This window comes from Paenibacillus pasadenensis DSM 19293, from assembly GCF_000422485.1.
GTDB lineage: Bacteria > Bacillota > Bacilli > Paenibacillales > Paenibacillaceae > Paenibacillus_O > Paenibacillus_O pasadenensis.
This window is the reverse complement of the sequence record NZ_AULW01000001.1, coordinates 288950-309774: the sequence shown is the minus strand read 5'-3', so window position 1 is coordinate 309774 and position 20825 is coordinate 288950. Positions and strand designations below refer to the sequence as shown.

The window sequence follows — 20825 nt, the reverse complement described above, 5'->3', positions numbered from 1 at the left end:
CCGCCATGGCAAGGCCGTTCCGCGACAGCTTGGCGGACGCATGCGCCGGCATCGCCGCCTCGATCCGCAGCGAGCGCAACCTGCGCGTCCATCTGGCCGCCGCCACGGCCGCCATCGTCATAGCCGCCTGGCTGCGCATCGGTCCGCTGGAATGGGCGGCGATTTTGCTGGCGATCGCGCTCGTGCTGGCGGCCGAGCTGCTGAACACCGCCGTCGAACGGGCGGTGGATCTCGCAGCCGGCGGCAGCATTCACCCGCTCGCCAAGGCGGCCAAGGACGCGGCTTCCGGCGCGGTGCTCGTCTGCGCCGCCGCCTCGGCCGTCATCGGGCTGCTTGTGCTGGGGCCGCCGCTATGGCGGCTTCTGGCCGTTTAGAAGTGATTGAATCCGGTCCTGAAGGACCGGCCAAGGAGAGAATACATGAGCCCGACCAACCAACCGATCGACAAGCTGCTACAGCAGCTGTCCGAACCTGCGCGCCAGGCGATGAGCCGCGCGTACGTTCCTTATTCCAAATTCCACGTAGGCGCCGCCTTGCTGGACGAGCATGGCCGCATCCACCAAGGCTGCAACGTCGAGAACGGAGCCTACAGCCCCGGCAACTGCGCGGAGCGCACGGCGCTGTTCCGGGCGATTGCCGACGGCTGCGAGCCCCGCTCGTTCCAGGCGATCCTCGTCGTCGGCGACACGCCGGGGCCGATCTCGCCCTGCGGCGTCTGCCGTCAGGTGCTGTCCGAGCTGTGCCGGCCGGACATGCCGGTCGTCATGACGAATCTCAAAGGCGACCAGGCCGTCATGACCGTCGCCGAGCTGCTTCCGGGAGCCTTTTCGCTGGAAGAGAGCCGCATGGACGACAAGGGGGACGAGCGCTGATGGCGAACGCGGCAGGCAGCAAAAAAGGCTCCGAGGCGAAGTTCCGCTCCGGGTTCGTCGGCATCGTCGGCCGGCCGAACGTCGGCAAGTCGACGCTCATGAACCGGATGATCGGCCAAAAGATCGCCATCATGTCGGACAAGCCGCAGACGACGCGCAACAAGATCCACGGCGTGCTGACGCGCGACAATTCGCAGATCGTCTTTCTCGATACGCCGGGCATCCACAAGCCGAACTCCAAGCTCGGCGACTATATGGTCAAGGCGGCGGAAGGCGCGCTGTTCGAGGTGGAGGCGATCCTGTTCCTCGTCGACGTGGCGGAGGGCTACGGCGGCGGCGACCGCTTCATCATCGAGCGGCTCAAGTCGGTCAAGACGCCGGTATTCCTCATCCTCAACAAGATCGACAAGATCGACGACGAGAAGCTGATGAAAACGATCATCGAGTACAAGGACAGGTACGACTTCGCGGAAATCATCCCGATCTCGGCGCTGCAGGGCAGCAACGTCGAGCGGCTGCTCGACCAGATCGACCGCTACCTGCCGGAGGGACCTCAGTATTATCCCGCCGACCAGGTGACAGACCATCCGGAGCAGTTCGTCTGCGCCGAGATGATCCGCGAGAAGATCCTGCAGATGACGCGCGAGGAGATTCCGCATTCCATCGCCGTGACGATCGAGAGCATGAAGGTCCAGGAGAACGGCGTCGTCCATATCGGCGCGGTCATCTTCGTCGAGCGCGATTCGCAGAAGGGCATCATCATCGGCAAGCAAGGCGCGCTGCTCAAGGAAGTCGGCAAGCAGGCGCGGCGCGACATCGAGAAGCTGCTCGGCTCCAAGACCTTCCTCGAGCTGTGGGTCAAGGTCAAGAAGGACTGGCGCAACCAGGACCGCGTCCTGCGCGATCTCGGCTTCCGCAACGAATAGCCGGACGTTTCCCGCTTTTTGACAGCATAGCCCCCTTTCCTTTTTCGCATGCTAAGAGTGCCAGACGCGGGTAGCCGCACCACTTTGGAAAGCGAAAGGAAGATGGCGGCATGCGGGATTTTTCGTGGACGTACTTTGCGATGACCGGTGATGTTGAGTCGTTTTTGCTTTACAAGGAAGTGGATCAGGTTCGCGAGGCGGGAAGCGCCGAAGCGGCGGCCGCGGCGGAAGCCGCCGCGCAGGAGGCGGCCGATGAGGCGACATGGGGGACGTTGACGGTCTGACGTCCGTTCGTCGGCCATTCTGCAGATGCGGCTTTCCGAAGCCGTTCGGGCCCGCCCGGAGCACAGCGCTCCGGGCGGTTTTGGCATGTCATGCCTGCCCGTCGTCGCCTCCATACGTCCGCGAGCAGGAAGGGGGAAGACGATTGATCTACCGGGTGGAAGGCATCGTCATCCGCAGCACGGATTACGGCGAAGGCAACAAGATCGTCACGCTGCTGACCGATTCGGCCGGCAAGGCGGGCATCATGGCCCGCGGCGCGAAAAAGGTGCGCAGCCGCCACTCGTCGCTCGTGCAGCCGTTCACGCACGGCGAGTTCGTCTATTTTCGCAACGCCGGACTGGGACAGCTGAACGGAGGCGAGATTCTGGAGTCGAACCATCGGCTGCGCGAGGATCTCGAGCTGTCCGCCTATGCGGCCTATGCGGCCGAGCTATGTGATCGGGCGTTCCAGGACGACGAAGCGGGCGCTTATCTGTACCATCAGCTCAAGGCGTGCTATGACGCGCTGCGGGAAGGGAAGGACCCGAGCGTCGTCATCCATCTGTTCGAGATGAAGATTCTCGAAGCGGCCGGTTATGCCCCGCAGCTGGACGTCTGCGTCGGCTGCGGCTCGGACCGCGGGCCGTTCCGGCTGAGCGCGGCGGGCGGCGGACTGCTCTGTCCCCGCTGCCGCCATCGCGACCCGCAGGCGTTTCCGCTGGAAGAGGGGGCGCTGAAGCTGCTGCGGCTGTTCGGAGCGATCGACCTGCGGCGTCTCGGCTCCATCCAGGTGCGCCCGGAGACGCGGCAGCAGCTGAAGGCGGCGCTGCGCTCGCTCATGGATGCCCATCTCGATCTGCGGCTCAAGACGCGCGGCTTCCTCGACCAGCTGGAGCGGATGAACGAGCCGATGCCGGCATCGGCCGCCGAAGCGGCCGAGCGCCGGCGGCTACGGGCGCAGGAGCGGGCAGCGCAGGAGGATGCTCCGGAAGCTTGACAGCGACTGGGCGAACGGTTACAATGGGAAAATATGCTCGAACGAACGATGATGGAGAAGGTAGTCTGCTGATCTTCCGAATTCCAAAGCGGGAACAGCGAGCCGGGGGCGGTGGGAGCCCGGCCGGAAGCGCAGGCGAGGGCACTCCGGAGTGCGTGCAAGTGAGGAAAGCGGGCTTCGAAGCGCGCCGCCGAGGCGGACGGAGAAGCCAAGTAGGGTGGAACCGCGGGAGATGCAAGCTCTCGTCCCTACGTCTGTGTCGCAGACGTAGGAGGCGGGAGTTTTTTTGGCGTCTTCCGGACGGCTGCTGATTTTTCCAAGATTCCATTAAAGGAGAGTGGCCACAAGCATGAATTTCCAAGGCATGATTCTGACGCTGCAGCAGTTCTGGGCCGAGCAGAACTGCATCCTCGTGCAGCCCTACGACACGGAGAAGGGCGCGGGCACGATGAACCCGATGACGTTCCTCCGCTCCATCGGACCGGAGCCGTGGAACGTCGCCTATGTGGAGCCTTCCCGCCGCCCGGCGGACGGCCGCTACGGGGAGAACCCGAACCGTCTGTACCAGCATCATCAGTTCCAGGTCATCCTCAAGCCGTCGCCGGACAACATCCAGGAGCTCTATCTCGAGAGCCTGAAGCGCCTCGGCATCGACCCGCTGCATCATGACATCCGCTTCGTCGAGGACAACTGGGAGTCGCCGACGCTCGGCGCCTGGGGACTCGGCTGGGAAGTATGGCTGGACGGCATGGAGATCACGCAGTTCACGTATTTCCAGCAGGTGGGCGGCATCGACGCGAGTCCGGTCGCGGTCGAGATCACCTATGGCATGGAGCGGCTCGCTTCCTACATCCAGGACAAGGAGAACGTGTTCGACCTCGAGTGGGTCGAAGGGGTCACCTACGGCGACGTGTTCCTGCAGCCGGAGTACGAGCATTCCAAGTACACGTTCGAGATCAGCGATTCGGACATGCTGTTCAAGCTGTTCTCGATGTACGAGGAGGAGGCGCGCCGCGCGATGGAGCAGAACCTCGTCTTCCCGGCGTACGATTATGTGCTCAAGTGCTCCCATGCGTTCAACCTGCTGGACGCCCGCGGCTCGATCAGCGTGACGGAGCGGACCGGCTACATCCAGCGCGTGCGCAATCTCGCCCGCTCTTGCGCGGCGACGTATCTGGAGGAGAGGGAGCGGCTCGGATTCCCGCTGCTCAAGAAAGGAGTGGACGCGAATGGCTAAGGACCTGCTGTTCGAGATCGGCCTCGAGGAAGTGCCGGCCCGCTTCGTGCGCGCCGCGGTCAATCAGCTTCGCGAGCGCGTCGAGAAGTGGCTCGCCGACTCCCGCATCGGCCATGGCGGTGTGACCGCCTATGCGACTCCGCGGCGGCTGGCGGTGCTGGCGCGCGCGGTGGAGGAGAAGCAGTCGGATGTGAGCGAGGAGGTCAAGGGGCCGTCCCGCAAGATCGCCCAGGACGCCGAAGGCGGCTGGAGCAAGGCGGCGCTCGGCTTCGCCCGCAGCCAGGGCGTAGAGCCGGAGCAGCTTTTCTTCAAGGAGCTGGCCGGCGTCGAGTATGTCTATGCGGTCAAGTCGAGCCTCGGCGTGGACACGGCTTCCGTGCTGTCGGACGGGCTTGACGGAATCGTGCATGCGATGACCTTCCCGAAAAACATGCGCTGGGGCTCGTACGAGCTGAAGTTCGTCCGTCCGATCAAATGGCTGCTCGCGCTGTACGGCACGGACGTCGTGCCGCTGGAGATCGCCGGCGTGAGAAGCGGAAACGTCTCCCGCGGCCATCGCTTCCTCGGCGAGGAGACGGCCGTGGCCGAGCCGGCCGCCTACGTGGAGGCGCTGCGCAGCCAGCATGTCATCGTCGACATCGCGGAGCGAGAGCGGCTGATCGTGGAAGGTATCGAGGCGCTGGCCGCCGAAAAAGGCTGGACGATCTCGATCAAGGACGACCTGCTCGAGGAGGTGCTGTTCCTCGTCGAGACGCCGACCGTGCTGTTCGGCTCGTTCGACCCGGCCTTCCTCGACATCCCGCAGGAGGTGCTGATCACCTCGATGCGCGAGCATCAGCGCTACTTCCCGGTGCTGGACAGCGCCGGCAAGCTGCTGCCGTTCTTCGTGACGGTGCGCAACGGCGACGCCGTGTCGCTTGAGAATGTCGCCAAGGGCAACGAGAAGGTGCTGCGGGCCCGGTTGTCGGATGCGAAATTCTTCTATGCCGAGGACCAGAAGCTCCATATCGCCGACGCGCTCCGCAAGCTGGAGACGATCGTCTATCACGAGGAGCTCGGCACGGTAGCCGACAAGGTCGGCCGCATCGTCGCCTTGACGGGCCGCATCGCGGCCGCCGCAAGCGCCGAGCCGCATGCCGCCGCGGCCGCCGCGCGCGCCGCGGAGATCTGCAAGTTCGACCTCGTGACCCAGATGGTCTACGAATTCCCGGAGCTGCAAGGCATCATGGGCGAGGACTACGCCCGCAAGGCCGGCGAGGACGAGGCCGTCGCCAAGGCGATCAACGAGCACTATCAGCCGCGCTTCTCCGGAGACACGGCTCCCGCCTCGCAGCCCGGCGCGCTCGTGAGCCTCGCCGACAAGCTCGACACGATCGTCGGCTGCTTCTCGATCGGCATCGTTCCGACCGGCTCGCAGGATCCGTACGCGCTGCGCCGCCAGGCGGCGGGCATCGTGCAGACGCTGATGGCGCATGAGCTGCCGGTTCGTCTCGGAGAGCTGTTCGACCTGGCGCTGGACATCCATGAGCAGCGCGGCCTGAAACGAAGCCGCAGCGACATTCGTAAAGAGCTGTACGATTTCTTCGCGCTGCGCTTGAAAAACGTGCTGACCGAGCAAGGCAACCGCTACGACGTGATCGAAGCGGCGCTCGCCGCCGGCTTCGACGATCTGACGCTGACCGTGAAGCGGGCCGCGATCCTGCTGGCGCGGGCCGCGGGACCGGAGCAAGGCGAGTTCAAGACGGTCGTCGACGCGCTCACGCGCAGCGCCAACCTCGCGGCCAAGGCCGAATCGGATGCCGCCGTCGACGCCTCCCGGCTCGAAGCGGGAGCGGAGCGCGGCCTGCATGAAGCCTACGAGCATGTGTCCGGCCCGTACCGCAAAGCCTTGGAAGCCGGAGACGCCGCGACGGCGCTCGGCCTGCTGACGGAGCTGCGCGAGCCGATCACCGCCTTCTTCGACTCCGTCATGGTCATGGCGGAGGACGAAGCCGTCCGCCGCAACCGGCTGGCGCTGCTGTCGGCCATCTCCCGAGACGCCGCGCGGTACGCGGACTTCTCGAAGCTTGTCTGGGCTTGATCCGGGGGTCCCATCTGATCCAAAGGAGAGTGGCGACGTGAGCGCATACGAGCGGGATGTCATTGTCTATGTCGTATCCGACTCGGCGGGAGATACGGGCGATCTGGTCGTGCGCGCCGCCGCGGCGCAGTTCCACCCGATCGTGCCGCAGATCCGCCGGGCGCCCTTCATCGCCGACGAGACGGCGCTGGCCAAGGTGGTGGAGCTCGCGCGCGGCAACGGCGCGATCGTCCTCTACACGCTCGTGCTGCCGCATCTGAGAGAGGCGATGGTCCGTCTGGCGGACGGGAGCGGGGTCGAGGCGATCGATCTGCTCGGCCCGCTGATCCACAGCCTCGAACGCAAGACGGGCATGCCGTCCCGGCAGGAGCCGGGGCTGAACCATGTGCTCGACGAGGATTACTTCCGCAAGGTGGAAGCGGTCGAGTTCGCGGTCAAATACGACGATGCGAGAGATACGACCGGCATCAAAAAAGCGGACATCGTGCTTGTCGGCGTGTCGCGCACGTCGAAGACGCCGCTGTCGATGTATCTCGCCCACAAGAAGTACAAGGTGGCCAACGTTCCGCTCGTGCCGGAGCTGAAGCCTCCGGACGAGCTGTTCACGATACCGAAGGAGCGCGTCATCGGCCTGACGATCGGCGTGCATTACCTCAATGTCATCCGTAAGGAGCGGCTGAAGGCGCTCGGCCTTCCGGACAGCGCTTCTTACGCCACTTCCGAGCGGATCGAGCGCGAGCTGGCCTATGCCAAAGGAATCACCGACCGGATCGGCTGCTTCACGATGGACGTGTCGCATCGGGCGGTCGAGGAGACGGCCAGCATCATCATGGAGCGGATCCGCAGCAGCTGACGGATCGCCCGGAGCCGGCCGCGGCCGAAAGGCGGGGAAGCGCATGGAGGAAAAGGCAAGCACCCGCATCGTCGTCGATGCGGACGCCTGCCCGGTCAAGCGGGAGATCATGGACATCGCCTATCCGCTCGGCGTGCCGGTGCTGATGGTCTCGTCCTACGACCACCGGCTGGAGCCGGAGCCGGGGCTTGAGATCGCCCATGTCGACCGGAGCAGCCAGGCGGCGGATCTGTATATTTTGAACCGCGTCCGGCGCGGCGACATCGTCGTCACCGGGGACTACGGCCTGGCGGCGATCGCGCTTGCCAAAGGGGCAGAGGTGATCGGCTTCCGCGGCCATCGCTACCGGAACGAGACGATCGACTCGATGATGGCGAGGCGCCATGAGCAGAGCGTCATCCGGCGAAGCGGAGGCCGGACCAAAGGGCCGAAGGCGATGACCGCGGAGGACCGGGCGGCTTTTCAACAAAAGCTGACAAAACTTTTGCAGGGCAGGCAGGAAAAAGAATAGGACCAGCGAATAGTATTACGTGTTATTCGGACGAAGGTGATGAACGAGTGGCATACGGCAAGATACCGGAAAGCGTCATCGAAGAGGTGCGCCGGAATCATGAAATTGTGGACACCGTCGGGAAGTACGTTCATCTGACCAAAAACGGCAAATATATGAAGGGGCTTTGTCCGTTCCATTCGGAGCGGACGCCTTCCTTCACGGTCACTCCCGAGCTGCAGATCTTTCATTGCTACGGCTGCGGCAAGGGAGGCAATGTCATTCGGTTCATCGAAGAGATCGAGGGCTACTCCTTCCCGGAAGCCGTCCGCCATCTGGCGGAAGAGGCAGGGATGCCCATTACATGGGATGCGCCCGGCGAGGGCTCTTCGCCGCGTGACCCCGAGCTCGACAAGTCCTATGAGGCGCATGAGCTCGCGGCCAAGTTCTACCATTATCTGCTCAACAATTCCGCTCAGGGCCAGGAGGCGAGAGCCTATCTGCTCGGACGGGGGATGAGCGGCAAGCTGATCGACGAGTTCTCCATCGGCTTCGCGCCGGAGGGATGGGACACGCTGTCCAGATTTCTGCTATCGAGGGGCTACGAGCCCGAGCTGCTGGAAAAAGCGGGCCTCCTTTCGGCGAAAAACGATGGAAGCGGTTATGTAGACCGGTTCCGTGCGCGCATCATGTTTCCGATCCGGGCGCGGGACGGCAAAGTGTGCGGCTTCGCAGGCCGCGTCATGGACGACTCCAAGCCGAAATACCTGAATACCCCCGAAACCCGCCTGTTCGCCAAGAGCAAGCTGCTCTATCAGCTGCATGCGGCGCGGTCCGTCTTCCGCAAGAAGAGGTCCGCCGTGCTGTTCGAGGGATATATGGACGTCATCAAGGCCTGGTCCGCCGGCGTCAAGAACGGCGTGGCGGCGATGGGCACCGCGCTGACGGACGATCATGCGGCCCAGCTCGCGCGCGAGGTGGACGAGGTGATCCTCTGCTACGACGGCGACGATGCCGGCCAGGCGGCGGCGATGAAGTCGATTCCGATCCTGGAGAAGGCCGGCGTCCGGCCGCTCGTCGCCGTGCTGCCCAAAGGCATGGATCCGGACGAGCATATTACCCGGTTCGGCGCCGAGACGTTCATGAGGGAAGTCATCGAGCATCCCGTATCCGTCACCAAATTTAAGCTCTTATATTCGCGCCGGAATCATACACTCATAGGAGAAGAGGGCCGCAAGAACTATGTCATGGAAGCTGTCGGCATAGTGGCGGAGCTTGATTCCCGTACGGAGCAGGAAGTTTACCTGAAAGAGCTTTCCCGCGAGTTCGAGCTGTCTCTGGAGTCGCTCAAGCAGGACTGCCACCAGATCTGGAGCGAGCGGCAGAAAACGAGGCCGGACAGGGATAAGAACGATCAATCGTGGAATAATGGTAGGAATGAAACAAGGCGTGCGCCCTCGGCCGCGAGGACGGACACCACGCCTTTATTCAAACGAGCGGAACGACATCTGCTGGCTTGCATGATGCATGACAAGGAAGTGGCATCGACGGTCTACGAACAGCTCGGCGATTCGTTTATCCTTGAGGATCATGTCGCGTTGGCTGCTTATCTGTATGCCTATTACGCCGGAGGCAACGAGCCGGATGCGAGCCGATTTATCAGCTCGATTCAGGACCATCGTCTCGAGCAGCTCGCTTCTTCCATCCTCATTCATGAGGACAGCTCCTCCCTTCATTTCGAGCTTGTGCCTTCAAACATTCTCGACATCAAGAAAGAATCGGAAAGAATGGTCTTGAAGCAGAAGATCCAGGTTTTGAAGGAAGAGGCGACGCGGGCGGAAAAGGCGGGGGATGTATTGAAGGCGGCTCAGATCCATCTTGATATCATTCCTCTCGAGAGAGCGATCGACGTTTTGAAGAGCAAGGATCCAAAGTGAGATTATCGCCCTAGAAAGACAGCAGAAGGAATCGGCAGGATGACCTTTCTAGGGAGGAGGGAGTCGGGAATATGGCGAATGACCAACATACGGAGCTGGACAACGAGCAAAAAATGGAGCTGGTCAAGGATCAGCTCATCGAACAGGGGAAAAAGCGGTCTTCCCTTTCTTATAAAGAGATCATGGATAAGCTCGCTCCTTTCGATCAGGAGCCGGAGCAGATCGACGAGTTTTTCGAGCAGCTCGACGATCTCGGCATCGAAGTGACGAACGAGCGGGACGATCGGCCGTCTCTGCTCGGAGGCGAGGATCAGGAGCGCGAGAGCGACGAGTTCAACTTCGACGACGACCTGAGCCTGCCGCCCGGCATCAAGATCAACGACCCGGTCCGCATGTACCTCAAGGAGATCGGCCGCGTGCCGCTGCTGCTCGCCGATGACGAGATCGAGCTGGCCAAGCGCATCGAGCAAGGCGACGAGGAAGCGAAGCGCCGGCTGGCGGAAGCGAACCTCCGCCTCGTCGTCAGCATCGCCAAGCGCTATGTCGGCCGCGGCATGCTGTTCCTGGACCTGATCCAGGAGGGCAACATGGGCCTGATCAAGGCCGTCGAGAAGTTCGACCACCAAAAGGGCTTCAAGTTCAGCACCTACGCGACGTGGTGGATCCGTCAGGCGATCACGCGCGCCATCGCCGACCAGGCCCGCACGATTCGGATCCCGGTGCATATGGTCGAGACGATCAACAAGCTGATCCGCGTCTCGCGCCAGCTGCTGCAGGAGCTTGGACGCGAGCCCACGCCGGAGGAGATCGCGGCCGAGATGGATCTGAGCACCGACAAGGTGCGGGAGATCATGAAGATCGCTCAGGAGCCGGTATCGCTCGAGACGCCGATCGGCGAGGAGGACGATTCGCATCTGGGAGATTTCATCGAGGATCAGGAGGCGCTCGCTCCGGCGGATGCCGCGGCGTACGAGCTGCTCAAGGAACAGCTGGAGGACGTGCTCGATACGCTGACCGAGCGCGAGGAGAACGTGCTGCGCCTGCGCTTCGGCCTGGATGACGGCCGTACGAGGACGCTGGAGGAGGTCGGCAAGGTATTTGGCGTGACGCGCGAGCGGATCCGCCAGATCGAAGCCAAGGCGCTCCGCAAGCTCCGCCATCCGAGCCGCAGCAAGCGGCTCAAGGATTTCTTGGAATAGGTCGAAGGCCGGCCCGGCTCTCCGCATTCGCGGGGAGTCTTTTTTTGGCTTGGGGAGCGGATAGGTCCAACGTCCCGGAGACGGATGGCCCTTCAGCCGCTTGGCCGAGATGACGATGTAAGGAAGGGAGCCGACCGGCTCCGATTCCATAGGCCGCTCGTCTGCGAGCGGCTGCAAGGAGAGCCGTCATCATGGATATGGACAAGCGAAACCTTATGGTGCAGGAGATTCGCGGGTGGAAAAAAAGCAAGCTGCTGCCGGATCACTATTGCGACTTCCTGCTCAATCTGTATGCCGAGCCGGCGTCCGCCGACGAGGATCCGCTCCCAGAGGCATCCCCCAAAGAAAGGCTGCGGACGAAAAAAGCGGTAAGGGCGGCGGCGGGCGCATCCGGCTGGAAATGGCTCTTATTTCTTGCCATCTTCTCCCTTTTCTTCTTGATTGTTCTTCATTTTAGCTCTTTTCATCCGGCTTTGCAAATCGCGATCGCGCTGCTTGTCTCGGGCGGCTCCTTGACCGCGGGAGCGGTCATCCGGCCCCGCAGCGAGACGGCGGGCATGGCCTGGACCGGCGCAGGCATGCTGCTGCTTGCCGGCTTCGCGCTCTACCTGATGGGCCTGCACGGCCTGCTCGGCTGGCAGTGGAACGCCGCGATCTGGAGCGGATGCGCCGTTTTTTGGATCGGATACGGCATCTGGCAGCGCATACCGCTGCTCCATTTTTGCGGCTGGGCCTGCCTGGCGCTCGTGTATGCGATTTTGCTGCAGCAGCTTGCCGGCGGCGCCGCCCTCGGCGAGAAGCAGCTGTACTGGCTGCCGCTCGCGGTGCTGTTCGGCTGGTCCGGCTGGTTCGTGCGCCGCTGGTCCAAGCCTTCCTGCGCCGTGCTGCTGGGCGTCGCCTCGTTGATGGCGTTCATGCCGGAAGCGACGCTGCTCGTCGAGCAAGGTCGGGGCGTTTGGCTCCAGAGCGTATTTGTTGGTAAACTGGTGCTAGGCGGAGGAGCGCTGTTCCTCCTGCGAAACTATTGGATAGAGTGGGTTGCTTAATATGCTGACATCAAAGCGCTTAAGCGCGATCGCGGATTACGTCCTCGAGGGCTCGCGCCTCGCGGACATCGGCTCGGATCACGCGCTGCTGCCGGTCGAGCTCGTCGGCCGCGGCACCTGTCCGTCGGCGATCGCCGGCGAGGTGAACGACGGTCCGCTGGAGGCGGCTCGCCGCGGCATCGCCGCAGCCGGCCTCGCCTCGTCCATCGAGGCGCGCAAAGGAGACGGGCTGGAGGTGCTGCAGCCCGGAGAGGCCGACACGGTGACGATTGCCGGCATGGGCGGCGCGCTTATCGTGTCGATCCTGGAGGCGGGCCGCCTCGGCGGCAAGCTGGACGGCGTGCGCCAGCTCGTGCTGCAGCCGAACGTAGGCGAGGAGCTCGTGCGCGCCTGGCTGCTGGAGCATGGCTGGCATCTGGCCGAAGAGTCGATCCTCGAGGAGGACGGCAAGATCTATGAAGTGCTCCACGCGCTGAGCTCCGCCGAGGCGCGGGAGCGGAGCGAGGAGCTGTATGGAGGCGAGCCGCTGCTACCGGGGCTGACGTCCGAGGAGGACCGGAGGCTCAAGCTGCGGATGGGGCCTTATTTGACCCGTCGTCCGTCGGAAGCGTTCGCCCGCAAATGGAGCTCGGAGCTGCGCAAGCTGCGAGGCATCGCGCTCCAGCTGGAGCGTTCGGACACGGAGGAGGCGGCGGCCCGCAAGCGCGAGCTCGCCCAGGTGATCGATCGAATCGAGGAGGTGCTCGCATGTACGCGAACGGACATGTCGTCGCTGAGCTGATGGAGCGGCTCGCGCCGAAAAGATATGCCGTGGAGAACGATCGGATCGGCCTGCAGCTCGGCACGCTGCAGAAGCCGGTCCGCAAGGCGCTGGTCGCGCTTGACGTGACGATGGAAGTGGTGGAGGAGGCGATCGCGGAGGGAGCCGAGCTGATCGTCGCCCATCACGCCATTATTTTCCGGCCGCTCGCCAAGATCGATACCGCATCGCCCGCGGGGGCGCTGTACGAGAAGCTGATCAAGCATGACATCGCGGTCTATATCTCGCATACGAATCTCGACGTCGCCGAAGGCGGCATGAACGACTGGATGGCCGATGCGGTCGGCATCGCGGCGGAGGGCCGCGTCAGCCTGGAAAAGGTGCATGAGGACCGGCTGCTCAAGCTTGCCGTCTATGTGCCGCAGACGCATGCCGATGCCGTGCGCGAGGCGATGTGGCAAGCCGGCGGCGGCGCGCTCGGCAGCTATGACCAATGCAGCTTCAATACGAGCGGCACGGGCACGTTCCGGCCTGGAGCGGGCAGCGCTCCGTTCCTCGGCACGCAAGGGCGGCTGGAAACCGTCGACGAGGTCCGCATCGAGATCGTCGTGCCTGAGAGCCTGCTGCGCAAGACGGTGAAGGCGATGCTGGCCGCCCATCCGTACGAGGAGACGGCCTACGACGTCATCCGGCTGGAGCGGGAAGGCAAGTCGCTCGGCCTCGGCCGCAGCGGGCGGCTGGAGCGGCCGCTCACGCTCGCCGAGCTGGCGGAGCGGGTCAAGGCCGCTTTCGACGTGCCTTTTGTGCGCGTGACGGGCGACCTCGGAACGGAGGTGCGCAAGGCAGCCGTGCTCGGCGGCTCGGGAGCCCGCTACTGGCGGCAGGCCCAGTTCGCCGGCGCGCAGGCGCTCATTACCGGGGACATCGACTATCATTCCGCCCACGACGCGCTCGCCGCGGGCATGCTGCTCATCGATCCGGGGCATAACGCCGAGAAGATCATGAAGGCGAAGGTGGCGCAGTGGCTGTCCGCACGGCTCTCCGAATCGCGCTATGCGACGGAGGTCGTTCCTTCGGCGATAAATACCGAGCCGTTTCGTCTTGCATGAGGACTCCGATCCGGCTATACTAGCTTAGGTATCGGAAAGTCTGACAGACAATCGCTGGCGGCCTCGGCCGCGAGAGGAAAGTCCGGGCTCCGTAGGGCAGGATGCTGGATAACGTCCAGTCGGCGCGAGCCGAAGGATAGTGCCACAGAAATGGACCGCCGATGGCCGGCGCCTCGCGCGCCGGATCAGGCAAGGGTGGAACCGTGGTGTAAGAGACCACGAGCGGCGTTGGCGACAACGCGGCTGGTAAACCCCATCTGGAGCAAGACCTAAGAGAACGCGGGAGCTTCGGCTCCAGCCCTTGCCCGGGGTGCGTTCGGGTTGGTCGCTTGAGCCTGCCAGCAATGGCCGGCCTAGATAGATGATTGTCGCTTGACCGTGGGAGGGTCGTTCCCGTTCGGACCACGAAGAGCACAGAACCCGGCTTACGGCAGACTTTCCGCAACGACCCTGCGATCAACAGCGCCCAGCGCTTTGGAGCATGTTGCCGTCCTATCGGACGGCGCTTCAAAAAAAGCGTCCTTCTCCCGCTCGGGAGAAGGACGCTTTTTTCACTTCAGGATCCAGGCTCTGGCGGCTAACCGCGCTCCAGCCTCCGCCGCAGCTCCTCCAGCTGCTTGCGGATCCGTTCGACGAACGAATCGGGCGCGTGCGAAGCGGCCGATTCGGTGGCAGGAGCGCCGCTCTCCGCCGGAACGAGGCCGGCCGGCTGCCGCCCGTCCGAGGCGGGGACCGTCGCCGCGGAGCCGCCTTTTCCGGCGGCGCGCAGCGCCTTGTCGATGTCGATCTGCCCGTAGCCGAAGTAAGGATCTCTTCCCTTGGCGCCGAGATCGCGTGCCGTGCTGCGCATGATGTCATAGACCTCGACGTTGGTCAGCTGCGGATTGAGCGAGCGGATGAGCGCCGCCAGCGCCGCGACATGCGGGCTGGCCATCGACGTGCCCGAGAGGGCGGCGTACTGGCTGCCCGGATAGGTGCTGGCGATGCTGTCTCCCGGCGCCGCCGCGTCGATGTAGTCGCCATAGTTGGAGAAGGACGACTTCTGCCCGCGCGAGTCGGTCGAGCCGACGGCGAACACTTCCGGATATGCAGCCGGATAGCCGGGCTGCTCGGAGTTGTCGTTGCCGCTTGCCGCGACGAGCACGACATCCTTGTCGTAGGCGTACTTGATCGCGTCGTGAAGGAACTCCGCCTGCGCATAGTTGCCGAGGCTCATGTTGATGACCTTGGCCCCGTGATCGGCCGCCCAGATGAGCCCTTGGGCGACGGAGTAGGTGGAGCCGGCTCCGCTCGAGTCGAGCACCTTGACCGGCATGATCTTGTTGTACCACGTCAGGCCGGCGACGCCTTCCCCGTTGTTGACCGCGGCGGCGATGATGCCCGCGACATGGGTGCCGTGGCCGACATCGTCGTCGGGCTGCTGGCCGGAGGTGACGACGTTGTAGCCTTCCGCCAGCTTTCCTTCAAGATCGGGATGGTCCAGCTGCACGCCGGTGTCGAGCACGGCGACCTTGACGCCATCGCTGCCTTTGGACAGGTTCCAGCCGATTTCCGTCTCGATGGACGGGAGGTTCCACTGATAGTCGGAGTAGAGCCGATCGTTCGGCACGATCGGCCTCACGTCGGCCGGCGCTTCGTTCGTCAGGTACAGGTAATGGGGCTCGACATAGATCGGATTCCACTTTTTGCGGAAATAGCCCATCATCTTCATCGCATCCATCGAGCGCGAGCGGAACACGTAGACGCCTCGCATCCGGTTTTCGGCGGAAGCGCCGATGTCGCGGCGGATCTGCTCCAGCTGCTCCGCGGACGGCTCGGCGCGGAAGCGGACGACGACTTCCTGGACATGGTAGTGGCTGGCGCCTCCGTTGTCGTTGCCGGTGCGGACGGTGAACTCCCGCTTCGTGCCCGCGCGGACCGACTCGATCCGGTAATGGCCCTCCGCCGGAAAGGGAACCTGGCGCAGGTTGCGCATCTGATGCCGCTGCACGTCGCCGACGATGTCCTGCCGGATCAGGCCGACGATGCCTTCCTTGCCGCTTGGCGCGGGCACGGCGAGCAGCAGGTACCGCTTGCCGGCGGCCGTCAGCGTCTGCGACTGGTAGCGGGAGCCTTTGGCGATCGCCTCGGCAGCCGGCTTCGCATGCGCCGCGACGAACGATTCGGCGTCGGCCGGGACGTTTCCGGCTTCGGCGTCAGCTGCGCCGGGGCTTTTCCAGCTCAGATGAGCCATCTGCGGATGGTGGCGGATGAGCTTTTTCATCCGGTCGGCGCGGCTGGCGGCCGGCGCGTCCGTCAACGCGAACAGCTTGCCGATATCCCGGGAGCACTCGCTCGCGCACAGCATCGCGGTCGCTTCCATGTCGTGGCGGATGTCCGCCTCTTTGAGCCGGCTTTCCTGCTCTGCGGACAGAGCCCTCGTCTTGGCCTTCTGTTCCTGCGGACGCGCGCCGGGAATGAGCCAGGGGCTGATCGGAATCAACAGCGTCAGCAGAGCGAGCGCGGTGAACGCGCCGATCCATTTTTTTCTCATGAAGGCCTCATCCTCCCGGTCAAGTCTATAGCCGTTCCTGCTTAGAGTCCGGCAAGCGGGCGTAAATTATTCGGAGGGACGGCGCGGCTTCGCGGCCGCGGCAAGGGTCATAAAGAGTACAAATCGCGCCGATTGTATGTTAGGATAGACATAATCTTCAACTTCTTACGGGATCGATGAAAGGGGAACCTAATTCACCATGCCATCCGCCAATGTAAAGCCGCTCAGCGAATCAACCCGCGCCAAGCTCAAGGACGCCATCTCGCAGCTGGAGCCTTTCCTGAACGAGCATGCTCTTCCTCAGCTCGCGTCCCCGGAAGCAAATGACGAGGAGCTCACCTTCTACAAAGGGCTGCTGTCCGACCTGCGTCATCTGCTGGTCTACTCCGAGGTCGCCTATGAGAAGCTCGGGGTCACGCTGCGCCGGCCGAACTTCGACGCCGAGCATGCCGAGCGCCAGCTTTATGAGGTGTACCACCACTGCGTCAACGCCTTCTTCTATCCGAAGAACGAAGGCTACTCCGAGGACGGCCGCTACGCGTACACCGGCCAGGATGCGATCCGCTTCCGGCACAAGCCGCTGCGCAGCGCGCGCGACATCGTGCTCGGCGTATCCAAGATCTACGAAGAGCTGAGGGACGATCTCTCCTACTACGAAAACGACTACATGACCTCGCGTCGGATGCAAGGTCAAAAATAAGGAAGGCATACCGCGTCCCCTCCCTGGCCAGCCTAGGTAGCGGAGGTGAGGGACCATGCCAAAAGGCGTTGCATGCAGCGTTTCGAATTGCGCTTTCTGGGGACAAGGCAACCAATGCTCGGCCGATGCGATCCATATCGAGATCGACCAGCATGCGCACGCCGATCTGTCTGCCGAGTTTGCCGGCGGAGAGTTCGGAGACCGCCATACGGACGAGGCCAAGGAGTCGTCCGCGACCTGCTGCCACACGTTCCAACCCAAATCCGATTCGCCATCATGAGCCTCATCGAGCCGTCCCGTCCGGGGCGGCTCTTTCCTTTTTCGATAAAGCCATATCGCCGAGCTCTACATTTCCGAGGCTCGTCCGCCGATATACCGAGGATAATGGGAAATGAGGAGTGAACCTATCATGTCGATCGATCCTCGAATGCTTACGATGCTCATCCAGCAGCAGCTGCGGCCCAGCCTGGATCAGCTGACTGGCGGCGGCAGCCAGGCATCAAGCGGAGCGGCCTCCGCTTTCGATCAGATCTTGAGCCAGCTGTCGGGGGCCGCAGGGGCTTCGGGTCTGGCCGATGCGGATGCCTCCGCCTCCGCCGACTCCGGTATGATGGCGCTCGCCGCTTGGTCCGGGCTGTCTGCCGGAACCGGCTTGAACGGCCAAGCCGCCGCGGCGGCGGGCGGATGGGACGCCTCGGCTTCGCCGGCGCTGCAAGCCGCGCTGATCGCGGCGGGAAGCGGTTATGCGTCGTCAGCCGCCGCGTGGATCGGAGAGGGCGCAGGCTCGGCGGGAGCGGAGTACGAAGGGCTGATCGCCTCGGCCGCCGCCCGCCATGGACTGTCTCCGAAGCTGATCCGCTCTGTCATCGAGGCGGAATCCTCCTTCCAGCCGCTGGCCGTCTCCGGCGCCGGCGCGAAGGGCCTCATGCAGCTCATGGACGGAACGGCGCGCGGACTCGGCGTGACGGACTCGTTCGATCCCGCTCAGAACATCGACGGAGGCTCCAAATATCTCTCCTACCTGCTTCGCAAGCTGGACGGCAGCGTGCCTGCCGCGCTGGCGGCCTACAATGCCGGACCGGGAAGGCTCGATCGGCTCGGCATCCGGGACGAGGCGACGCTGACCGAGCACTTTTCCGAGCTGCCGCAGGAGACGCAGTCGTACGTCGTCAAGATCATGGCCAAGCTCGGCGGCTCCGGCACCGGGTTGTAACCGGAGGCTTTTTATAATAGGATAGGCGTAGGCTGGCTCTAGGCGTTCGGCCGGAGCCCACGGAAGGACCGCATTCGCGGCTGCACGCTTGACGGGCGGCCGGCGAAGCCGGTCTTTTTGTTTGATTCAAGGAGGTCATGGCGATGAGCAAGCACCGTCCGGTGCTTTATTTTGATCACGGAGCCTCGACGCCGCCGCATCCCGAGGTGATCCGCACGCTCGCGGAGGTGATGGAGCGGCACTATGCCAATCCGTCCTCGATCCACGGAGCGGGGCTGGAGGCGGGCAGGCTGCTGCGGCGCTCGCAGGAGCTGGCGGCCGAGCTGACGGGCACGTCGGCCGAGGAATGGGTGTTCACCTCCGGCGGCACGGAGAGCAATCAGCTTGCGGTCGTCGGAGCGGCGAGGGCCGCGAGGTCGAGGGGCCGCCATGTCATCGTGTCGCAGATCGAGCATCCGTCGGTGAAGCAGGCGGCCGACCGGCTCGAGGCGGAAGGCTTCGAGACGACGAGGCTGCCGGTCGACGGCAACGGCCGGATCCGGCTGGACAGCCTGGAAGCGGCCCTGCGTCCCGATACGACGCTCGTCAGCCTCATGCATGTGAACAACGAGGTCGGGTCCGTCCAGCCGATCGAGGAGGCGGGAGCGCTGCTGCGCCGCTTTCCAGGGGTGCTGTTCCACGTGGACGGCGTGCAGAGCGTCGGCAAGCTGCCGATCCGGCTAAAGGAGTGGGGCATCGATCTGTTCAGCGCTTCGGCGCATAAGCTTCGCGGGCCCAAAGGAACCGGCTTCCTCTATGTCCGCGCCGGCGTCAGGCTGGAGCCGCTCATCGGCGGCAGCGGCCTGGACGGAAGCTGGCGCGGCGGAACGCCGAACGTGCCGGCGATCGTCGCTTCCGCCAAGGCGCTTCGCCTGGCGATGGAAGGCAGGACGGAGCGGACCGAGCGGATGGGGAGGCTGCGCAAGCGGCTGATCGGCCGCTTGGACGAGATTCCGGAGCTGCGGCTGAGCGGCGATCCGGATCCGGACTCGCCCCTGCAGGCGCCGCATGTGCTGCATCTGTCTTATCCGGGCATGAAGCCGGAAGTCGTCGTGCATGCGCTCGAGGAGGAGGGCATCATCGTCTCCACGAAGTCGGCTTGCTCATCCAAGGACGAGAAGCCGAGCGAGGTGCTGCTGGCGATGGGGTATCCGGTTTCGCGGGCGGCTGGCGGCATCCGCATCACTTTTGGCGACGAGCATGACGAGGAGGCGGCGGACCGGCTGGCGGACAGCCTGGAAGCCGTCGTGAAGCGGCTGAAGCCGCTGGAGAGGAGCAAGATCTGATTCATGGAGTATGATCTCATCACGGTCCGGTACGGAGAGCTGACGCTCAAAGGGCGCAACCGCGGCCGGTTCGAGCAGCAGATGTTCCGCTATATCAAGCTCAGCCTGCAGCATCTGGAAGGGCTCGAATTCGAAAAGACCTATGCCCGCGCCTATATCAAGCTTAATGGAGTCGAGTATGAGCGCGTCGCCGAGGCGCTGCGCCGGGTGTTCGGCATCCATTCGTTCAGCCCGGTCAAGCGGGCGGCGAACGAGCTGGAGGCGATCCAGGAAGCCGCGCTTCAGCTGTGGAACGCGCTTCCGGCCAAGCCCGCGACGTTCAAGGTGACGGTGAAGAGGGGGTGGAAGGGATTCCCTTATGTCACCCATGAGCTTAACCATCTGATCGGCTCGCATATCCTGCGAGCGGCTCCCGAGCTCAAGGTGGACGTGCGGCGGCCGGAGATGGAGCTGCGCATCGACATCCAGCCGGAGGGAGCCTACGTCTTCAACCGCATCGAGCCGGGAGCGGGAGGCTTCCCGTACGGCTCCAACGGCAAGGCGATGCTGCTGCTGTCCGGCGGCATCGACAGCCCGGTCGCGGCATGGTCGGCGATGCGCAAGGGGCTGGAGCTCGAGCTGGTCCACTTCCACAGCTTTCCGTTCACGAGCGAGCAGGCGACGGACAAGGTGATCGAGCTTGCCCGCCAGCTGTCGCGCTTCGCCGGCAAGCCGCTCAAGCTGCATCTCGTGCCGTTCACCGATATTCAGACTCGCTTCACGCAGACGGGGCAGGATCATCTGATCATCACGCTCATGCGAAGGGCGATGCTGAACATCGCCGGCCGGCTGGCCGAGCAGGCCGGCGCGGGCGCGGTCGTATCGGGCGACAGCCTCGGCCAGGTGGCGAGCCAGACGCTCGGCAGCATGAACGTGATCGGCCGCAGCCTCGAGCTGCCGCTGCTGCGCCCGCTCATCATGATGGACAAGCAGGAAATCATCGACCGGGCGGTACAGATCGGCACGTACGAGACGTCGATCCTGCCCTTCGAGGACTGCTGCACGCTGTTCGTGCCCAAATCCCCGAGCACCAATCCGAACCTGCGCATCGTGGAGCGGATCGAGGACGGCATTCCGGAGCTCGACGAGCTGATCGGACAGGCCGTCCAAGGCGTCGAGACGGTGCAGCTGGACCGGGGCAGGACGTTCCGCCGGCAGCCGGCCGTCGCCGAGGCGGAGGAGCGGGACTGGTTTTGACGAAGAAAGCCTGGAAACAGGCTTTTTTCTTTTGGCTGGACTGCCGCT

General features: G+C 63.9%; 20 protein-coding genes and 1 other RNA gene. 20 read left to right on the top strand and 1 reads right to left on the bottom strand.

The window, feature by feature from the left end; translation table 11 throughout:
* Positions 1-5: 5 nt before the first annotated feature.
* From H582_RS0101390 to rnpB, 15 genes are all read left to right on the top strand, one after another.
* Positions 6-374, top strand: coding sequence for a diacylglycerol kinase family protein (locus H582_RS0101390; protein ID WP_028597056.1), 369 nt, complete (start codon positions 6-8; stop codon positions 372-374).
* A gap of 45 nt (positions 375-419) precedes the next feature.
* Positions 420-872, top strand: coding sequence for a cytidine deaminase (cdd, locus tag H582_RS0101385; RefSeq protein WP_127464389.1), 453 nt, complete (start codon positions 420-422; stop codon positions 870-872).
* A complete protein-coding gene (era, locus tag H582_RS0101380) occupies positions 872-1798 on the top strand; it encodes a GTPase Era (RefSeq protein WP_028597054.1) in 927 nt (308 codons plus the stop codon). The genes cdd and era overlap by 1 nt, the downstream gene beginning before the upstream one ends.
* Positions 1799-1908: 110 nt before the next feature.
* Positions 1909-2082: a YqzL family protein gene (locus H582_RS30635; RefSeq protein ID WP_084136456.1), complete on the top strand. Its 174-nt coding sequence runs from the start codon at positions 1909-1911 to the stop codon at positions 2080-2082.
* Between the two features lie 143 nt (positions 2083-2225).
* A complete protein-coding gene (gene recO / locus H582_RS25465; protein WP_084136454.1) occupies positions 2226-3059 on the top strand; it encodes a DNA repair protein RecO in 834 nt (277 codons plus the stop codon).
* A gap of 349 nt (positions 3060-3408) precedes the next feature.
* Complete coding sequence (gene glyQ / locus H582_RS0101365) at positions 3409-4296, top strand: glycine--tRNA ligase subunit alpha (RefSeq protein ID WP_028597053.1); 888 nt, start codon at positions 3409-3411, stop codon at positions 4294-4296.
* Positions 4289-6376: a glycine--tRNA ligase subunit beta gene (glyS, locus tag H582_RS0101360; RefSeq protein WP_028597052.1), complete on the top strand. Its 2088-nt coding sequence runs from the start codon at positions 4289-4291 to the stop codon at positions 6374-6376. The genes glyQ and glyS overlap by 8 nt, the downstream gene beginning before the upstream one ends.
* 37 nt (positions 6377-6413) lie before the next feature.
* Positions 6414-7229, top strand: a complete 816-nt coding sequence (locus H582_RS0101355) for a pyruvate, water dikinase regulatory protein (RefSeq protein WP_028597051.1) — start codon at positions 6414-6416, stop codon at positions 7227-7229.
* A gap of 43 nt (positions 7230-7272) precedes the next feature.
* Complete coding sequence (locus H582_RS0101350) at positions 7273-7740, top strand: YaiI/YqxD family protein (protein WP_028597050.1); 468 nt, start codon at positions 7273-7275, stop codon at positions 7738-7740.
* Between the two features lie 47 nt (positions 7741-7787).
* Positions 7788-9656, top strand: coding sequence for a DNA primase (gene dnaG / locus H582_RS0101345; RefSeq protein WP_028597049.1), 1869 nt, complete (start codon positions 7788-7790; stop codon positions 9654-9656).
* Positions 9657-9727: 71 nt separating this feature from the next.
* Positions 9728-10855, top strand: coding sequence for an RNA polymerase sigma factor RpoD (gene rpoD, locus H582_RS0101340; protein ID WP_028597048.1), 1128 nt, complete (start codon positions 9728-9730; stop codon positions 10853-10855).
* 191 nt (positions 10856-11046) lie between these two features.
* The gene (locus tag H582_RS0101335; protein ID WP_028597047.1) at positions 11047-11901 is read left to right on the top strand and encodes a DUF2339 domain-containing protein; all 855 of its coding nucleotides are present in this window, start codon (positions 11047-11049) and stop codon (positions 11899-11901) included.
* 1 nt (position 11902) lies between these two features.
* Positions 11903-12682: a tRNA (adenine(22)-N(1))-methyltransferase gene (locus H582_RS0101330; protein WP_028597046.1), complete on the top strand. Its 780-nt coding sequence runs from the start codon at positions 11903-11905 to the stop codon at positions 12680-12682.
* Positions 12649-13770, top strand: coding sequence for a Nif3-like dinuclear metal center hexameric protein (locus tag H582_RS0101325; protein WP_028597045.1), 1122 nt, complete (start codon positions 12649-12651; stop codon positions 13768-13770). Before H582_RS0101330 ends, H582_RS0101325 begins: the two co-directional genes overlap by 34 nt.
* Positions 13771-13805: 35 nt before the next feature.
* An RNA gene (gene rnpB / locus H582_RS29720) (RNase P RNA component class A) lies at positions 13806-14213 on the top strand.
* A 134-nt stretch (positions 14214-14347) separates the two neighbouring features.
* On the opposite strand, the gene H582_RS25460 is transcribed toward rnpB, so the two are convergent.
* Positions 14348-16303, bottom strand: a complete 1956-nt coding sequence (locus tag H582_RS25460) for a S8 family peptidase (protein WP_052332855.1) — start codon at positions 16301-16303, stop codon at positions 14348-14350.
* Positions 16304-16502: 199 nt separating this feature from the next.
* On the opposite strand from H582_RS25460, the gene H582_RS0101315 reads away from it, so the two are divergent.
* The 5 genes from H582_RS0101315 to thiI all read left to right on the top strand — a co-directional run bounded on the left by H582_RS0101315 (position 16503) and on the right by thiI (position 20777).
* Complete coding sequence (locus tag H582_RS0101315; protein WP_028597044.1) at positions 16503-17003, top strand: YpuI family protein; 501 nt, start codon at positions 16503-16505, stop codon at positions 17001-17003.
* Positions 17004-17058: 55 nt separating this feature from the next.
* Positions 17059-17283 carry a DUF1540 domain-containing protein gene (locus H582_RS0101310; RefSeq protein ID WP_028597043.1) on the top strand — a complete coding sequence of 75 codons (225 nt, stop codon included), beginning with the start codon at positions 17059-17061 and terminating at the stop codon, positions 17281-17283.
* A gap of 129 nt (positions 17284-17412) precedes the next feature.
* Entirely contained in the window at positions 17413-18216 is an 804-nt protein-coding gene (locus H582_RS33070) for a transglycosylase SLT domain-containing protein (protein ID WP_028597042.1), read from the top strand.
* 143 nt (positions 18217-18359) lie between these two features.
* A complete protein-coding gene (locus H582_RS32545) occupies positions 18360-19541 on the top strand; it encodes a cysteine desulfurase family protein (RefSeq protein WP_052332854.1) in 1182 nt (393 codons plus the stop codon).
* A gap of 3 nt (positions 19542-19544) precedes the next feature.
* Positions 19545-20777, top strand: coding sequence for a tRNA uracil 4-sulfurtransferase ThiI (gene thiI, locus H582_RS32540; RefSeq protein ID WP_028597040.1), 1233 nt, complete (start codon positions 19545-19547; stop codon positions 20775-20777).
* Positions 20778-20825: the final 48 nt, after the last annotated feature.

Excerpts from the sequence above, each read along its gene's own strand:
- H582_RS0101390 (WP_028597056.1), top strand. The coding sequence starts at position 6 with ATGGCAAGGCCGTTCCGCGACAGCTTGGCGGACGCATGCGCCGGCATC.
- cdd (WP_127464389.1), top strand. The coding sequence starts at position 420 with ATGAGCCCGACCAACCAACCGATCGACAAGCTGCTACAGCAGCTGTCC.
- rpoD (WP_028597048.1), top strand. The coding sequence starts at position 9,728 with ATGGCGAATGACCAACATACGGAGCTGGACAACGAGCAAAAAATGGAG.
- H582_RS0101350 (WP_028597050.1), top strand. The coding sequence starts at position 7,273 with ATGGAGGAAAAGGCAAGCACCCGCATCGTCGTCGATGCGGACGCCTGC.
- H582_RS30635 (WP_084136456.1), top strand. The coding sequence starts at position 1,909 with ATGCGGGATTTTTCGTGGACGTACTTTGCGATGACCGGTGATGTTGAG.
- thiI (WP_028597040.1), top strand. The coding sequence starts at position 19,545 with ATGGAGTATGATCTCATCACGGTCCGGTACGGAGAGCTGACGCTCAAA.
- H582_RS32545 (WP_052332854.1), top strand. The coding sequence starts at position 18,360 with ATGAGCAAGCACCGTCCGGTGCTTTATTTTGATCACGGAGCCTCGACG.
- H582_RS0101330 (WP_028597046.1), top strand. The coding sequence starts at position 11,903 with ATGCTGACATCAAAGCGCTTAAGCGCGATCGCGGATTACGTCCTCGAG.
- H582_RS0101310 (WP_028597043.1), top strand. The coding sequence starts at position 17,059 with ATGCCAAAAGGCGTTGCATGCAGCGTTTCGAATTGCGCTTTCTGGGGA.
- H582_RS0101315 (WP_028597044.1), top strand. The coding sequence starts at position 16,503 with ATGCCATCCGCCAATGTAAAGCCGCTCAGCGAATCAACCCGCGCCAAG.
- H582_RS25460 (WP_052332855.1), bottom strand. The coding sequence starts at position 16,303 with ATGAGAAAAAAATGGATCGGCGCGTTCACCGCGCTCGCTCTGCTGACG.
- glyQ (WP_028597053.1), top strand. The coding sequence starts at position 3,409 with ATGAATTTCCAAGGCATGATTCTGACGCTGCAGCAGTTCTGGGCCGAG.
- H582_RS33070 (WP_028597042.1), top strand. The coding sequence starts at position 17,413 with ATGTCGATCGATCCTCGAATGCTTACGATGCTCATCCAGCAGCAGCTG.
- H582_RS0101335 (WP_028597047.1), top strand. The coding sequence starts at position 11,047 with ATGGATATGGACAAGCGAAACCTTATGGTGCAGGAGATTCGCGGGTGG.
- H582_RS0101325 (WP_028597045.1), top strand. The coding sequence starts at position 12,649 with ATGTACGCGAACGGACATGTCGTCGCTGAGCTGATGGAGCGGCTCGCG.
- era (WP_028597054.1), top strand. The coding sequence starts at position 872 with ATGGCGAACGCGGCAGGCAGCAAAAAAGGCTCCGAGGCGAAGTTCCGC.
- glyS (WP_028597052.1), top strand. The coding sequence starts at position 4,289 with ATGGCTAAGGACCTGCTGTTCGAGATCGGCCTCGAGGAAGTGCCGGCC.